Source organism: Streptomyces sp. DSM 40868, assembly GCF_011820545.1.
GTDB lineage: Bacteria > Actinomycetota > Actinomycetes > Streptomycetales > Streptomycetaceae > Streptomyces > Streptomyces eurythermus.
The window spans coordinates 8,720,083-8,734,757 of record NZ_CP050504.1; the positions used below are offsets into that span (position 1 = coordinate 8,720,083).

Consider the following 14,675-nt stretch of genomic DNA (forward strand, 5'->3'; position numbering starts at 1 on the left):
TTCCTGACAGAAGCCGGATGTGGCGTGGGTCACCGAATGGCGTTCAACGGCCTGCGCGATGTCCTCGCCGGGACGGCCGACGAAGCGACACAGTCCGCTCCCCCCGGCCTCCTTCCGGAAGCGGGGCCCTCTCCGCGTCGACCCCGGTTCACGAGGCTTCCCCACCTCGGAGTCAGGGCGCCTGCCACACCGTTCCGCGTGCCTCGTACTCCAGCATCGTCTCGACGCCGGTCGCGGCGTCCGATCCGAGTTCGCGTTTCACCAGCCACAGGCCCAGTTCGAGTCCTGAGGTGATGCCACCGGCGGTGACGAGGTCGCCGTCGTCGACCACACGCGCGTCCTTGACGAGACCACCGTGTTCCGCGAGGTACGCCTTCGCGCCGTGGTGTGTGGTGCAGGGGCGCCCCTGGGTCAGGCCGGCCGCGGACAGCAGTACCGATCCGGTGCACAGCGAGCTGATCGTCAGCCCCTCGCGGGGAGCCGCGGCGAGCGCTCGCGGGAGGGCGCCGTCGTCGATCTCGGCCCAGACGCCCGGACCGTCCCGGCGCGTGTAGCCGCCGCCCGGCACCACGATCAGGTCCGTCTCCCGCGCCGCCCAACGGCGCTTGACCTGGATGCCCGTACCGTACGCGCACCGGATCAGCCCCGGGCGTCCGGTGGTCACGTACCGGACCTCCACGCCGTTCGGGCTGTGCATGGCAGCGGCTGAGAAGACCTCGTAAGGAGCGATGCAGTCCAGCTCCTCGACCCCGTCGAACACCACGATGTCGACCCGCAGCGGGCCCGTCCGCCGGGTCGCGGCAGCCGCGGTCCGAGTGCTCGAGGCGGTGGCCGCCAGCGTCCCGGCCCCCAAAGTCGCCGCGCCCGCCGCTGACGTCCGGCGAAGAAACTCTCTGCGTTCCATCGGTGTGCCTCCTGTGTGAGCCGTGATGGCCTTCGGGAAACGGCATGCGGTCCGTGAACTGCCCTCGGGATAGTGGTCGTTCGGGACGGCCGGTGAGTTCCCGCGCAAGACGACGTGTGCGAGGAGACGGCTCCCCGTCCCGTCCCGGCCCGGCTCCGCCGCCCTCCGGCATACCCCCGCGCGACGCGTGAGGGGCGGACTGCGAGGATGAGGCGCCATGAGGGCTGGGTGGTGTTCCCGCACGCTCAGGGCCGCCGTGTTCGCGGCCGTCTGCGTGCTGCTCGCCTCCCTGGGCCACGTCATGATGTCGGGGACCTCGGTGCCCTGGTGGGCCATGGCCGGGGGAGCGGCGGTGACCGGCGGCACGGCCTGGCTGCTGGCCGGACGGGAGCGCGGACCGGCCGCGGTCGGCTCCCTCGTGGTCGCCGCCCAGGCCGTACTCCACGCCTCGTTCGCGCTCACCCAGGCAGTCGTACACTCCCGGGCCACGGGCGCCGGATCACTCGGCCGGCAGTGGCTGGGCTACCTGCTGTGCGGTGCACCGCCGGGTCCCGGCCCGCGCCACGGTGCCATGCCGACGTCCATGGCCTCCATGGATCACACGATGGGCGGCATGCACTCCATGGGGCCGATGGACCACATGGGGGCCTCGCACCCTCCCGGCCACGGCATGTCCGGCATGTCCTCGGCCGGGATGCTCACCGCCCACCTGCTGGCCGCGCTGCTGTGCGGCCTGTGGCTGGCTTACGGCGAGCGGGCCGCGTTCCGTATCCTGCGGGTCCTCGCCGGATGGCTCGTCGCTCCGCTGCGGCTGATCCTCCGGCTGCCCGTGCCGCCCTACCGGCCACGCCTCCGCGCCCGCCGGGGCCGTTCGGACGGCACGCTGCGGCGACTCCTTCTCACCCGCGCGGTCACGTCCCGGGGGCCGCCCGCGGGGTGCGCTGTCGCCTGACGACAGCCGGATCCCCGAGGCCGTACGCAAACCGGATTCCCGAGACCGCACACCATCCGGATTCCCGGGACCGTACGCGAGGACGACGAGCCGTCGGCTCCTCGCCTCGGGCATCGGCCGCGCGCTGACGCGCCCGGCCCGTCACCCCTTTCACCGGTACCGCCGCTCCGCGCGTGCCACCTGTGCGCGCCCAGCGCGGAGCCGGTGTGCCCGGATCCCTGAGAAGGAGAGACAGCAAGGTGCTCACTCCTGCCCCGACCACACCGCGCGAAGCCGCGGACCGAGGCCCGCGGGACGACGCGATCACGGCCTGGGCACTCGCCGCCCGCGGCGGCGACCCCGATGCCGTCGACCTGTTCGTCCGCGCCCTGCACCGGGACGTCCACCGCTACGTGACGTTCCTCGGAGCCGACCCCCACACCGCCGACGACCTGACCCAGGACACCTTCCTACGGGCCCTGGGCAGCCTGCACCGCTTCGAAGGCCGCTCCTCGGCCCGCACCTGGCTGCTGTCCATCGCCCGCCGCGCGCTGATCGACAGCATCCGCCACAGCTCCAGCCGGCCCCGCCTGTCCGGCACCGGCGACTGGCAGTCGGCCGCCGAACACGCCCAGCCACGCGGACTGCCCGGCTTCGACGACGGCATCGCCCTCGCCGACCTGCTGGACACGCTCCCCGACGACCGCCGCGAGGCATTCGTCCTCACGCAACTGCTCGGACTTCCCTACGCAGAAGCGGCCGACGTGAGCGGCTGCCCGGTGGGCACGGTGCGCTCACGGGTCGCGCGCGCCCGCGCCTCACTGATCCAATGGCTCCGGGAAGCCGAGCACTTCGCGCCGGCGCCCGCGGCCGCCTGACCGCCCGCACACCGCCGCCGCCCGGTCACGGCCCGGGCGGCGGCCACCCGGAGTACGAGCTTCGGCCGGCTTCCGTCGTGTGCCGCCCTCCGCGGGACTCGCGGATGCGCGCGGCGGTCGTAGTCAGCCGTTGACGGCCTCCGCGATCTGCCGGGCGGCCTGGGCCGGTGTGAGGTGCGTGGTGTCGACGACCTCGGCCTCGGCGTGCAGCCAGGTGCGGGCTGCTTCGGCGTAGGGGGCGAGGTGGCGGAGACGGAACGGGGAGTCGGGACCGAGAACCATGTCGCCCGCGATGCGCGCGCGGAGGGTGTCCTGGTCGGCGTGGAGGACGAAGTGCCGTACCGGAACGGCATGCCTGGCAAGGCCCGAGCTGATCTCGCGCCAGTACTGCTCGACCAGGACGGTCATGGGCACCACCAAGGTGCCGCCGGTGTAGTCGAGGACGCGGCGGGCGGTCTCGACCACGAGCGGCCGCCACGGCGGCCAGTGCTGGAAGTTGTCCGTGGCGGGCAGCCCGGGTGTGATGTCCATGAGTGTCTCGCCGACCTTCTCGGCGTCGAACACCCGCGAATCCGGGATCAGTTGCTGCACCAGCGCACTGGTCGTGGTCTTGCCGACGCCATGGGTGCCGTTGAGCCATACGATCACGGGACTTGACGCTAGCGCCGTGCGGACCCCGGGAACAGCCTATGCGAGTTCCTTCCGCATCAACGTGCAGATCGTCTCGTAGGGGCGCAACGATCCATCAGGGGCTTGCTCGTCCCACGACTCCGTCCGGCGGTCGTACGCGACATATCCCAGTCGTTCGTACAGCGCGCGTGCCCTGGGGTTGTTTTCCTCCACGGCCAGCTCGGCCCGCCGCAGACCGCGCTTTCTGATCCGCAGTTCCGCGGCTTCGACAAGGAACGTGCCGATCCCGCACGACTGCAACGCGGGGTGGACTGCCAGCTGCCACAACGTGCCGACACCGTCCTTGACCCGGTAGTCCACGCCGCCCTTCGCCACCGGGATGTCGGTTGCGGGGCAGACCGCGAGGTAGTCGACCTCACCGGCCCGGGCCCGTTCCAACTGCTCGGCGACGCCGGCCAGGTGATGGTCGGTCCCTGCCCACCCGCACGACGCCAGATCCGCGTGCACCAAGTCACGGGCTGACAGCCTCAGCACAACGTTCGTCATCCTACGTACCTCCGGTGAGCCAGCTTCCACGCCGATCACCTGGGGCGCAAAGCCGTTTTCTCGACCCGCCCTGTTGGCTCACCGGCCGCGGCAGCTGCCGCCACTGCCGGTGGGCGGCCCCACGGAACGTGACACCGGGGCACATCTGACCAGACTTCTGGGCAACCCCGGACAGGAGGCCTGAACATGCGCATTCCCGGCCCCGACCACGAGGAGGACGGCGGGCTGCGCGCCGTCGCGGCCGCCGGCGGCCTGCACCGCTACCCGTTGCGCCTGCACGACACCTACGGCCCCGTCGTACGCTTCCAGCTGCCGGGCGTGGGCGAGGCCGTATCGGTCGCCGACCCCGTGCTCCTGGAGGCCACGGCGCACATCGACAAGCGGCCCGCGAAACTGTTCGCCTTCCTGGACCCGCTGTGCGAGGCGGGCAACCTGCAAGTACTCCCCGCCGACGAGCACACGCCATGGCGCCGCCTGCTGCTCTCCGTGCTCGCCGGACGCCCGGCCCACGAACGCCACTTCGCACGCTTCACCGACCTGGCGACGGAACTCGCGGACCGCTGGGCCGCACACGCCGGAGACGAACCCCTTGAGCTGCAGAAGGAGTTGACCGCCCTCTCGCTCCGCATGATCTGCGAGTTCGCGCTCGGCGGCGCGGACGCCGGCACCGACGCGGACCGTGTCGTCACCGCGTTCGAAGAGGTGCTCACCGAGCACCTCGGCCGGCTCTACCAGGTGCCACGGGCCGACCCGCGCTCGGCACAGCGAGCCGACGCGGCGCTCGCCCGTCTGCGCGCGACGGTCGACCGCGTGGTGGCGGCGCACCGCCCGGACGGCCGAACCGGCCGCAGCGACCTGATCGGCGCGCTCGTCGAAGCCGGACAGAGCCCGGCGCGCATCCGGGACACCGTGATGGTGACACTCCTGGCCGCCACCACACCACCGGCGTCGCCGTCTCCTGGACCCTGCACCTGCTGGGCCGCCACCCGGACGTGGCCGACCGGGTCGCCGCCGAACTGGACCAGGTCCTCGGCGACCGCGCCGCGCCCGGCTACGGCGACCTGCGACGGCTCCCGTATCTCGACATGGTGCTCAAAGAGTCGATGCGCCTGTTCCCACCCGGCCCGTACGGCGCGCGCGAGACGACGGAAGACCTCACCCTGGGCCCGTACGAGATCCCCGCCGGGACGACCGTGTTCTACCCCTTCTGGGCCGTACACCTGAACCCCCGGTACTGGCCCGATCCACAACGGTTCGACCCCGAACGTTTCACACCGCGGAAAGTCGCCGAGCGGCCCCGCCTCGCGTACATCCCCTTCGGGATCGGCCCCCGCAGCTGCGAGGGCGCCGCCCTGGCCACCGTCGAGGCCCAGCTGATCCTGGCCGTCCTCCTCAAACGCCTGCGCTTCAGCCCCGCACCGGGACACGAAGTGACGCCCACGGAACGCTTCGTGCTGTGGGCGCGGGACGGCATCCGGATGACAGCGCACCCACGGGCCTGACTCGACTCCGTGCTCGTACGCGAAAAGGGCACCCTTCGCTCGCTGAACGTACGTGATGCGTCCGATCCCCGGGATAGAGTGTGCCCTGGAGGTGCTCCATGTCCGAGTTGTTCGACGCGGTCGACGCGCTGCTGGCGTCCCGCGCCTCGTTGCCGCCGCCCGAGGAGCGCAGGCGCCTGCGCAAGGCCCACGGCCTGACGATCGACGAGGTCGCCACCGCGCTGCGCGTGCGCCGGGCCACGGTCAGCGGCTGGGAGGCGGGCAAGACCGAACCCCGTCCGCCGGAGCGCGACGCGTACGCGCGTCTCCTCGACGGGCTCGCCAAGCTCTACCCGCTCCCGGCCCCCGCCGACTTCGGCACCGGCACCGGCGCGGCGGAAGAGAACACGGCGGCGCCCGAGGCGTCCACCGGTCCGGCGACCCGGGAGGCGGAGGCGCGGACTGTGCCCCCAGGACGGCCGTCCCAGGCCCCGGCGACGAATACCGCCGAAGCCACGACGACCGCCGAGGCCACGGCTGCCGTAAAAGCCACGAGGGCCGCCGGGACCAGGACTACCACCGCGGCCACGACGACCGCTGAGAACCCGCAGGCCCGCCCCGCCCCCTCGGTCCCCGCCCCGGCCGCCGTGGCGCGCCCCGCGCGCGCCACCGGGCCGTCATCGGCAGCACACCGCCCGGGCGGCGAGAGCGCGAAGAAGGCCGGCTCCGTCGGTAACCCGGAGGGCGGGACCGACGGGCGGTTCGAGAACGGGCCGCTCGCGGTCGTCGACGTCGACGCCGACGGACAGGTCCTGGCGTACTGCACCGGCGGCCTGGTCCTGGACGTGCCCGCCAAGACCCTGCCGGCCCTGGTGGAGTGGACGCTCACCGAGGGCGGGTTCGGGCAGCCGAAGCTGTCCGGGCCGGGCAAGGACGCCGACCCGCTGCTCGTGCTCACCGAGGCCGCGCTGGAACGCTACGGCCTGCCCGTCGCCCTCACCGACGAGGAGCGGCTCGCCGGCCGGATCCCCGAGGGCCACAAGGCCGTCAGGCAACTGGCCCGCGCCGGCTGGCAGCTCACGCAGCGCGGGTTCGGGCCGTGGGCGCGGATCTACCGCCCCGCGCAGGGCTCGGACCGTCAGTGCGTGCAGCTGTGCGTCCCGTCCTGGCAGGCGCTCGACTCCCGGCACTGGGGGCACGCCGCGCAGCTCCCGCCGGCGGACCTGGCGCGCGTACTGGGGGTGTACGCGTCCCGGGTGATGACCCCGCGCGGTTCCACCGCCGTGACCGGCCTGGAGCTGATGACCGCGCTGCACCCGCCGACCCGCGCCTCCCAGCCGGACGCGACGGGCAAGCGGCATTCCGAGCACAACCCCGGCAGCCTGGGCAAGGACCCGGTGGACCCGGCGCCGTGCGAGGTCCCCGACGGTCACCCGCTCCTGGCGGACCTGCCGCGCTTCCACGTCCGCGGCCCCGGCGAGAAGCTGTTCGAGGAGGCGTACGACTGGGCGCGGCCGATGACCGATGCCGAATGCACGGTCCGGTATCTGGTCGGCATCGACGTCAACATGGCCTTCGCGGCGGGCGCCAACGGGCTGGTCGTCGGTCTCGGTGCGCCGACGCACGTCAGGCAGCCGGTGTTCGATCCCAAGCTGCCGGGGAGCTGGCTGGTGGACCTCTCCCACGTCGACCTGTCCCGGGTGAAGGTCGGGAAGGACAAGTGGGCGGACCTGGACGGCTCGTTGCTGCCCAGTCCGTTCACGCCGACGGGCGAGCGGCCCGAGGGCCCGGCCTGGTACGCCACGCCGACGGTCGCGTACGCGGTGGAGCTGGGCTACGAGGTACGGCCGCTCGAGGCGTACGTCCGCTACGACAACGGCCGCTATCTGGACGGCTGGTACAACCGGCTCCGCGATGCCTACCTGGCCACGATGGCCGATCTCGGCGTGCGCGCGGACATGGCGCCGGCCGACTTCCTGGCGGCGATGGACGGTTACAAGGAGCGTGACCCGGAGATGGCGATCGTCGTCTCGGCGATCAAGGCCACGGTCAAGGGCGGTATCGGCAAGCTGCGCGAGCGTCCGCGCGGGGAGGGCTGGCGGCCGGGCCGGCCGTGGCGGGCGCTGGCCCGGCCCACGTGGCGGCCGGACATCCGTGCGGCCGTCATCTCCCGTACCCGGGTCAACCTGCACCGCAAGATCGTCAAGCACGCGGCGTTCACGGGACAGTACCCGGTGGCGATCCTGTCCGACTGCGTCGTGTACGCGGCCGACGGCACCAGCCCGCTGGACTTCCTGCCCTACCGCGACGGCACACCGCTGCCCGGTGGCTTCAAGCTCGGCGTCAACCCGGGACTGGTCAAGCACGAGGGCACCCAGACCGTCCTGTGGGGCGAGGAGGTCCGGGAGCGGTTCGACGCCCCCGCGCTCAACCTCGCCCGGTACATCAAGGACGGCACCGTCACCGGCGCCGACAACGGGGAGTAGGCGATGACCTTGTTCGGGGACGGCCTGGAGGCCGCGGTGCAGAAGGCGTTCACCCGCCCGGCGCCCAAGAGCGCGCCCGCGCAGATGCGGTACCTGGTCAGGCAGCTCAAGGGCACCATGGCGGTCGCCCGGCTGCTGGGCATCTCCCAGCGCACCGTCGAGCGGTATGTGAAGAACGAGATCAGGAAGCCCCGTCCCGGTCTCGCCGAGCGCATGGACCGCGAGGTGAGGAAGCGGTGGCAGCCGCAGATCCGCGCCAGGGCCCGGCAGCGGGCGGCCACCACCGACGGCATCGTCATCGACACCCGCGCCCGGATCGGCTACACCGCGCCGATCGGCTCCACCGACGACGACCGCGTCCGGCACCTGACCGTGGCGCTGCCGCCGCGGCACGCCGCGCGCCTGCTCGACGCCCAGGAGGCCGGCGCCGGCGACCGGGAGCTCAGGCGGATCACCGCCGAAGCGCTCAAGGAGGTGTACTTCCAGGACGACGGCCGCCGAGCCGGACAGCTGGAGGAGGTCCGCTTCACCGACATCGAGCGCCTGGAGTTCGAGCTCTAGCGGCCGCCCCCCGGTCATCCCGCGGGCCACGACCGGGGCACCCGGCACGAGGGCACGCCCAGGCCCGCTCGTACGCCACCGGTTTTCTGCGCGGCAGCCGTGTTCGAGCGCTCCCGGGTGTTTTGCCGGCCGGCGGTTTCGTCAGGGCAGGGGGGCGTCACGCGCGGTGGTCCACAGTTCGTACCACTCCTCGTGCGTGAGGTCCGGTTCGCGGCGGGCCGCGTCCGCGCAGGCGCCGATGCGTTCGGGGCGGGTGGTGCCGATGACGGGGGCGATGCCCGCCGGATGGCGTCGCAGCCACCACAGGAGGATGGTCTCCGGGGTGGTGTCCTTGCGCCGGGCGAGTTCCGCGACGAGCCGGCTCGCCCGCGTGTCCGCGCCCGAGGTGAGGCGGCCCCGGGCGAGCGGGCCCCACGCCTGGAGCCGGACCCCGTTGGCCGCGCACCACTCCAGCGTGCCGGGCGCGAAGCCGTTGCGAGTGGCGTCGGGCGTGTTGAACAGGACGCCCGCCTCCACCCAGTCCCGCCGGGCCAGGCTCATCTCGAGCTGGTTCACCACCAGCGGGAGGTCCGTATGGGCTTGCAACGCGGCGATCTGCGGGCCGCTCATGTTGGACACGCCGAACTGCCGGACCAGCCCCTGGGCGTGCAGGGAGGCCAGTGCCGCGGCGATCTCCCCCGGCTCGGTCAGCGGGTCGGGGCGGTGCAGGAGGAGGACGTCCAGCACGTCCGTGCGCAGCCGGGTCAGACTCTCCTCGACCCGCCGGACCAGGGCGGCGCCCCGCAGGTCGTAGAGTCCGGGCCGGTCGCCTTCGGGCAGCCGGATGCCGCACTTGGTCTGCACGACGATGCGCTGCCGCAGGCCGGGGCTGCGGGCCAGCACCTCGCCGAAGACGGCCTCCGACTTGCCGTACTTGTAGATGTCCGCATGGTCGAAGGCCGTGATCCCGGCGGACAGCGCCGCCTCGATCGCCCTCTCGGCGTGCCGGATGTCGTCGGCGGTGTACGGCTCGGTGTCCCAGCCGCCGCCGAGTCCCATGCAGCCGTACAGCAGCTTGTGCGCGCGTATGTCGGTCCGTGCCGCCATGTCGGTCTCCGTGGTGGGTGCGTGCGGGCTGGGGAAGGTCAGGCGCGAAGGGTGTCGGCGAGCATCTCGGCGACGGCCAGGACCGGCAGCTGGGTGTTGGCGGCGGGCACCGTCGGCAGGATGGAGGCGTCGGCGACACGCAGCCCCGCGACACCGTGCACGGCGCCCTGCCCGTCGACCACGGACCGCGGATCGTCCGCCGGTCCCACGGCGCAGGTACCCACCGGGTGCCAGTAGGTGCCCACCCGGGCCCGGAGGCGGGAGTCGGGCAGCGTGTGGGCCGGTTCCGGGTCCGCGGCGCCCGCCAGGGGTTTCATGGCCGTGGCGAGTTCCTCGACCTTCCGCAGCCCCGACCGGACCACGGCGATGTCCCGGCCCGCCGGGTCGGACAGGAAGGCCGGGGCGATCTCGGGGGGCTCCACGGGATCGGCCGAACGCAGCCGGACGTGCCCGCGCGAGAGCGGCTTCATCAGGAAGGCGGAGATGCCGGCCTCGTACCGCCCGGGCGGAAGCGAGCCGAACAGCGGCGGGCCGGCCGTGGGCAGGAGATGCAGATCCCACGCCCCGTCCGGGCAGAACTCGCTGGCCGCCCGGATCAGCATCCGGCTGACGTACAGCTCCCCGGCCGCCTCCTTGGCCGCCAGCGCCCGGTTGAGGCCGTCCGTGGGGGACAGGGGCACGAAGACACCCGGCTGGTCGGACAGGTTGGCGCCGACACCGGGAAGGTCCGCCGCGCAGCGGATGCCGGTCCGCTCCAGGTGGGCGGCGGGGCCGATGCCGCTGCGCAGGAGCACGGCGGGGGAGCCGAAGGTGCCGGACGTCAGGACACACAGGTCGGCGGCCAGGGTCACCGGCTGCCCGTCCAGGACGACGTGTGCGCCGGTCACCCGGCCCGCGCGCAGGGACAGGCGGTCCACCAGGGCGCCGGCGAGGATCGTCAGGTTCGGCCGCGACCGGGTCGCCGGGTCCAGGTAGGCGAAGGCGGCGTTCCAGCGCAGCCCGTCGACGGAGTTGAGCAGCGGCCGGCCGTGGCCGGGCCGTCCCACCGTGCCCATGTCCACCTCCGGGTAGCCGAGTTCGCCCGCCGCCGCCAGGGCGGCCGAGGCCCAGACGGACAGCTCGGAGTCCGGCACGGTGCGCAGCCCCATGCGCTCCACGGCCCGCAGCCGGTACGGCTCCAGCGCGCCCGCCGACCACCGTTCACCGCCGGCGCGGGTCCACTCCGCGTGGTCGGCGTGCGAACCCCAGGTGTTCCAGGCCCCGTTGACGCACGAGGAGCCGCCGAGGACGCGGGCCCGGATGCGGTAGAACTCGGTGTGCCGTTCCCACACGTCCTCGCGTGGCAGGGCACGGGAGTCCCGGATCTTCTCGGGCCAGCTCTCCTGCCGGGCGCCGTAGTCGGGGCCCGCCTCCACGAGACACACGGTGCGGCCGGGGTCCTCGCTCAGGCGTGCCGCCAGTACGCAGCCCGCCACTCCGCCGCCGAGGATGACGACGTCGTAACCGGACACGAGGGGCGGGATGTTCATGATCGCTCCGCTGAGAGGTCGGGTGGGAGGGCAGGAAATACGGGCCACGGAAGGGCGGCATCACCGGGGCCGGGGTGCGTGCGGGTACCGGATTCCTCACGGGTACGGGATCCGGGCGGCCGGGGTTCCGGCGAACGCGGGTGCCAGCAGGCGCGCTCCCTCGCGCACCCCCCGGACGGTGATCCGTGCGGTGGCGGACAGGGTCGCCAGCAGCTCACTGGTGAGGCAGGCGTTCACCGGACGGGAGGCGTAGCGGGTCAGGGCCCGCGGTACCGGAGTCACCAGGTCCGCGGGTGCCCCCAGCTCCCCGGCGATGACGGTGGCCCACTCGGCACGGGTGAGCCGGTCGGGCCCGCCCAGGTGCAGCACGGGAGGCAGCGGGTGCCCGGCGCGCAGCAGGGCCGCCGTCACGTCCGCCACGTCGTCCAGGAGCACCGGTGTCGTCCAGTGGTCGTCCGGGGCCTCGACGCGCTGTCCGTGCCGCAGCCGGTGGGCGCACGCGGCGAAGAAGTTCAGCCACTTGCCCGCGTCGGACGGCTCGTGGCCGTAGACGAGGCTGACCCGCAGGGCCACCGCCCGGGCCGTCGTGGCGAGCAGCGCCCGCTCCGCCTCGGCCTTCGCCCGGCCGTAGGCGTTGGCCGGTGAGACGGGACTGCTCTCGGTGTTGTCCGCCGAGCCGCCGTCGAAGACGTTGTCGGTGGAGATCATCACGATCCGGGTGTCCGGCGCCAGGCCGGCGAAGGTCTCCGCCACGGTGACGTGCGCGGCCCGGGCCTCCTCCGGGTGGGCCTCGCACCAGGTGACGTCGGACGGGCCGTGCACCAGGACGATGCCCTGGGGACGCAGCCGGTCCAGCAACCGCCGGCAGGCCGTGGCGTCGGTGGCGTCGAGGGCCGTCCAGTGGGCCCCGTAGGCCGTGGGCGGTACCGACGGAGGGCGGCGCGAGGTGAGCGTCACGGGCTGCTCCGCCGCCAGCCGCCGGGCGATCCCGGTGCCCACCAGGCCGCTGCCCACGACGAGGACCGGCCCGGTCACGACGCCCCCTGGGAGAACGGGGCCGGCATCCGGTCCGCCAGCAGCCGGCCCGCGCCGATCAGTCCGTGGTCGTCGTCGGCGGCCCCGAGCGACACCATGGCGTCGATCTGCCCGGGACCGAGACCGAAACAGCCCAGCCGCACCAACTCGGCCACCAGCAGGCGCCGGTAGGGCTCACCGATCGCCAGGGCGAAGCCGCCCATCAGGATGTAGCGGCACACCCCGACCGACGCGAACACCCCGGAGACCGCCTGGGCCAGCGGGGTCAGGGTGCCGCGCAGCACCTCCGTGGTGAAGGGATCGCCGGCGCGGACCGCCGCCGCGATCGCCCGGTTGTCGATGCGGTCGGCCCGGCCGTCGCAGGACGCCGCGAGCCGGGAGTCCCGGAAGGCGGACCGCCGCGCGTGCGCGGCCCGGCGCGTCGCGGCCAGCACGCCCCGCCCGGAGGCGATGGCGCCGAGGTGGCCGCGGCCCCCGCAGTCGCACAGCGGCGCGTCGGGGGACGGGTCGCACACCCAGTGGCCCAGCTCGCCGCCGTGGCCGTCGGCGTCCAGCAACACCTCGCCACCGCGGAACACCTTGTTGCCGATACCCGAGCTGATGGTGAGCAGGCAGAAGTCCCCGGGTTCGGTGGCGGCGTACCGCCAGGCCGCGGCGGTCAGGTCGTTGACGACGACGGCCGGCGTGCCGGTCCGCTCCGTCAGCAACTCGCCGAGCGGCAACGGATCTCCGCGCCGTCCCCAGACGGTGGGCGCGGTGAGCACCAGACCGGCGGCCGTGATCGGGCCGGCGAAGGCCACCCCCAGCGCTCGCGGCGGCCGTCCGCCCGTGTGCGCGGCGACCTCGCGCACGATCTGGTCCACCACCCGCCGCTGGAGCACCGCCACCGGGGCGCCCGGGGCGCGGTGCATGCCGTCGACGGGCACCCGGCGCACCCGGTGCACAACCCCGGTCGAGGGGTCGTAGTCACCCACCCGCAGCGTGGTGCCGCCCACGTCGACCACGGTGAACATCTCGTCAGCCGGCCCGCCGCTCATCCCGTCCCCTCCTCGAAGACCAGCAGCCGCAGCTCCCGTTCACCGTCGTTGAGCAGGCCGTGCTCGCCGTAGGGGCCGTTGACGATCACGTCACCGGGGCCGACACGGAACTCCTCGCCGTCGAGGTACATCAGGCCGTCGCCGTCCAGCACGATGTAGGTCTCGCGGTCGGCGCCGTGCCGGTGCCGGCCGATCGAGGTGCCCGGCGGCAGGACCGCCAGGTCGATGAACTCCGCGCCCGGGGAGCCGGGGCGGCGGGCGAAGACGCGGTGGGCGAGGATCGTGCCGAGGCCGCCGTGGTCCCGCTCCTTGCCGGCCAGCAGTTCCCGCAGGTTGACCACGGTCTCAGGCATCGTGCCGCCCCCCGTCCGCCGCCAGCGCCGTCAGCGCGGCCGCCAGCACGTCCGCGGGGACGTCCGCCAGCTCCTCCACGAAGGCCGCCTTGCCGATACCGGTCGGCACCACGAGGTGCAGTTTGCGGCCCCGGCGCTGCCAGGAGGCGCGCAGGGCCTGCGTCATCAGCTCCGGGGTGCAGGTGCCGGGATCGAACACCGGCAGCCCGATCCGCCGCAGCAGCCGGACCACGCGGTCGCAGGTCTCCTCGTCCGCCAGGCCGAGCAGGCGGGCCAGATGGGCGGAGAGCGCCATGTCGACGGCGACCGCCTCGCCGTGCTCCAGACGGTGGTCGCCGGCCGTCTCCACCACCGGGCTGAAGGTGTGGCCGAAGTCGACGAGCCGGGCCAGTTCGTGTTCCTGGAGGTTGGGGCAGAGCTCCTCCATCATCAGCCGCATCGACGTGCGCAGGATGTAGGTCTCCAACTCCCCGTGGGAATGGTGCGCACCGTCGCTGTCGCCGTCGCCGGCCGGGCGCCGGAAGGCGTCCGGGTGCCGTTCCAGCGCCTGGAACAGGTCCTCGTCCAGGATCACGGCCATCTTCACGATCTCGGCGAGCCCGCAGCGGATCTCCCGGTGCGGCAGCGTCGCGAGGAAGGCGGGGTCGTTCAGGGAGGCGTGCGCCGGATGGTAGGCGCCGAACATGTTCTTCGTCCGCAGGGCGTTCACACCGGTTTTGACCCCGACTCCGACGTCCACCTGGCCGACGAGGGTGGTGTTGACCTTCACGTAGCGGATGCCCCGGGCATAGATGGACGCGGCGAAACCGATGACGTCGGCCACGATGCCGCCGCCGACGGCGAGCATCACCCCGTGCCGGTCCAGCCCGTCCGCCTTGGCGAGGGCGCACACGTGCTCCGCCGCGGCGAGGGTCTTGTGGTGCTCACCGGTCGGTATCACATGCAAGGACCACTGGCCGGGCCGGACATGGGTCTCCAGATAGGCGCGCAGCCGGTCGCCGTAGAGCCGGTCGACGGTCGGGCTGACGAAGGCCACGACCCGGCGCTCCGCCAGGTATCCGGCGAGCAGCGGGTTGCCCGGGTCGAGCACTCCGGTACCGAGATCGACCCGGTACCGGGTGCCGTCCGGCGCGCTCAGGTCGAAACCGCCGGAATCCTCGCGGACCCCCGCCGGCGGATGCCCGACCCGGTCGAGAACCTGGCTTGTCATCTCTCTCC

The 14,675-nt window shown here is 73.3% G+C and carries 13 protein-coding genes and 1 pseudogene; 5 read left to right on the plus strand and 9 right to left on the minus strand.

The window, feature by feature from the left end; all coding sequences use genetic code 11:
- Window positions 1-172 precede the first annotated feature (172 nt).
- Window positions 173-904 (minus strand): DJ-1/PfpI family protein, encoded by a 732-nt coding sequence (locus HB370_RS39290; RefSeq protein WP_030794209.1) that lies wholly within the window; start codon window positions 902-904, stop codon window positions 173-175.
- A gap of 217 nt (window positions 905-1,121) precedes the next feature.
- Between HB370_RS39290 and HB370_RS39295 the strand changes: the two genes are divergently transcribed.
- Both HB370_RS39295 and HB370_RS39300 read left to right on the plus strand, forming a co-directional pair.
- A complete protein-coding gene (locus HB370_RS39295) occupies window positions 1,122-1,856 on the plus strand; it encodes a hypothetical protein (protein ID WP_078637838.1) in 735 nt (244 codons plus the stop codon).
- 239 nt (window positions 1,857-2,095) lie between these two features.
- Window positions 2,096-2,713, plus strand: a complete 618-nt coding sequence (locus HB370_RS39300; RefSeq protein ID WP_030794203.1) for a sigma-70 family RNA polymerase sigma factor — start codon at window positions 2,096-2,098, stop codon at window positions 2,711-2,713.
- 123 nt (window positions 2,714-2,836) lie between these two features.
- Here HB370_RS39300 and HB370_RS39305 read toward each other — a convergent pair whose 3' ends face one another.
- The gene (locus tag HB370_RS39305) at window positions 2,837-3,361 is read right to left on the minus strand and encodes an AAA family ATPase (RefSeq protein ID WP_030794200.1); all 525 of its coding nucleotides are present in this window, start codon (window positions 3,359-3,361) and stop codon (window positions 2,837-2,839) included.
- A 39-nt stretch (window positions 3,362-3,400) separates the two neighbouring features.
- Window positions 3,401-3,889: a GNAT family N-acetyltransferase gene (locus tag HB370_RS39310; RefSeq protein ID WP_030794197.1), complete on the minus strand. Its 489-nt coding sequence runs from the start codon at window positions 3,887-3,889 to the stop codon at window positions 3,401-3,403.
- A 186-nt stretch (window positions 3,890-4,075) separates the two neighbouring features.
- Between HB370_RS39310 and HB370_RS39315 the strand changes: the two are divergent.
- From HB370_RS39315 to HB370_RS39325, 3 genes and pseudogenes are all read left to right on the plus strand, one after another.
- Window positions 4,076-5,391 (plus strand): annotated as a pseudogene (locus HB370_RS39315) (cytochrome P450).
- 98 nt (window positions 5,392-5,489) lie between these two features.
- Window positions 5,490-7,856: a helix-turn-helix transcriptional regulator gene (locus HB370_RS39320; protein WP_030794194.1), complete on the plus strand. Its 2,367-nt coding sequence runs from the start codon at window positions 5,490-5,492 to the stop codon at window positions 7,854-7,856.
- Window positions 7,857-7,859: 3 nt separating this feature from the next.
- Window positions 7,860-8,417 (plus strand): hypothetical protein, encoded by a 558-nt coding sequence (locus HB370_RS39325; protein WP_030794191.1) that lies wholly within the window; start codon window positions 7,860-7,862, stop codon window positions 8,415-8,417.
- A gap of 141 nt (window positions 8,418-8,558) precedes the next feature.
- Here HB370_RS39325 and HB370_RS39330 read toward each other — a convergent pair whose 3' ends face one another.
- The 6 genes from HB370_RS39330 to HB370_RS39355 form a co-directional block, all read right to left on the minus strand.
- Window positions 8,559-9,503, minus strand: coding sequence for an aldo/keto reductase (locus tag HB370_RS39330; RefSeq protein WP_244405869.1), 945 nt, complete (start codon window positions 9,501-9,503; stop codon window positions 8,559-8,561).
- Window positions 9,504-9,541: 38 nt separating this feature from the next.
- Entirely contained in the window at window positions 9,542-11,032 is a 1,491-nt protein-coding gene (locus HB370_RS39335) for a GMC oxidoreductase (RefSeq protein WP_030794185.1), read from the minus strand.
- Between the two features lie 96 nt (window positions 11,033-11,128).
- Complete coding sequence (locus HB370_RS39340) at window positions 11,129-12,067, minus strand: sugar nucleotide-binding protein (RefSeq protein ID WP_051816256.1); 939 nt, start codon at window positions 12,065-12,067, stop codon at window positions 11,129-11,131.
- Window positions 12,064-13,104 carry an ROK family protein gene (locus tag HB370_RS39345; RefSeq protein WP_030794179.1) on the minus strand — a complete coding sequence of 347 codons (1,041 nt, stop codon included), beginning with the start codon at window positions 13,102-13,104 and terminating at the stop codon, window positions 12,064-12,066. The genes HB370_RS39340 and HB370_RS39345 overlap by 4 nt, the downstream gene beginning before the upstream one ends.
- Window positions 13,101-13,457, minus strand: coding sequence for a cupin domain-containing protein (locus HB370_RS39350; protein WP_051816254.1), 357 nt, complete (start codon window positions 13,455-13,457; stop codon window positions 13,101-13,103). The genes HB370_RS39345 and HB370_RS39350 overlap by 4 nt, the downstream gene beginning before the upstream one ends.
- Window positions 13,450-14,667, minus strand: a complete 1,218-nt coding sequence (locus HB370_RS39355; protein ID WP_030794174.1) for a sedoheptulose 7-phosphate cyclase — start codon at window positions 14,665-14,667, stop codon at window positions 13,450-13,452. Before HB370_RS39355 ends, HB370_RS39350 begins: the two co-directional genes overlap by 8 nt.
- Window positions 14,668-14,675: the final 8 nt, after the last annotated feature.

What these genes read in the sequence shown, in the direction of transcription:
- HB370_RS39320 (WP_030794194.1), top strand. Translation starts at nt 5,490, where the DNA reads ATGTCCGAGTTGTTCGACGCGGTCGACGCGCTGCTGGCGTCCCGCGCC.
- HB370_RS39355 (WP_030794174.1), bottom strand. Translation starts at nt 14,667, where the DNA reads ATGACAAGCCAGGTTCTCGACCGGGTCGGGCATCCGCCGGCGGGGGTC.
- HB370_RS39290 (WP_030794209.1), bottom strand. Translation starts at nt 904, where the DNA reads ATGGAACGCAGAGAGTTTCTTCGCCGGACGTCAGCGGCGGGCGCGGCG.
- HB370_RS39325 (WP_030794191.1), top strand. Translation starts at nt 7,860, where the DNA reads ATGACCTTGTTCGGGGACGGCCTGGAGGCCGCGGTGCAGAAGGCGTTC.
- HB370_RS39330 (WP_244405869.1), bottom strand. Translation starts at nt 9,503, where the DNA reads ATGGCGGCACGGACCGACATACGCGCGCACAAGCTGCTGTACGGCTGC.
- HB370_RS39335 (WP_030794185.1), bottom strand. Translation starts at nt 11,032, where the DNA reads ATGAACATCCCGCCCCTCGTGTCCGGTTACGACGTCGTCATCCTCGGC.
- HB370_RS39350 (WP_051816254.1), bottom strand. Translation starts at nt 13,457, where the DNA reads ATGCCTGAGACCGTGGTCAACCTGCGGGAACTGCTGGCCGGCAAGGAG.
- HB370_RS39295 (WP_078637838.1), top strand. Translation starts at nt 1,122, where the DNA reads ATGAGGGCTGGGTGGTGTTCCCGCACGCTCAGGGCCGCCGTGTTCGCG.
- HB370_RS39310 (WP_030794197.1), bottom strand. Translation starts at nt 3,889, where the DNA reads ATGACGAACGTTGTGCTGAGGCTGTCAGCCCGTGACTTGGTGCACGCG.
- HB370_RS39345 (WP_030794179.1), bottom strand. Translation starts at nt 13,104, where the DNA reads ATGAGCGGCGGGCCGGCTGACGAGATGTTCACCGTGGTCGACGTGGGC.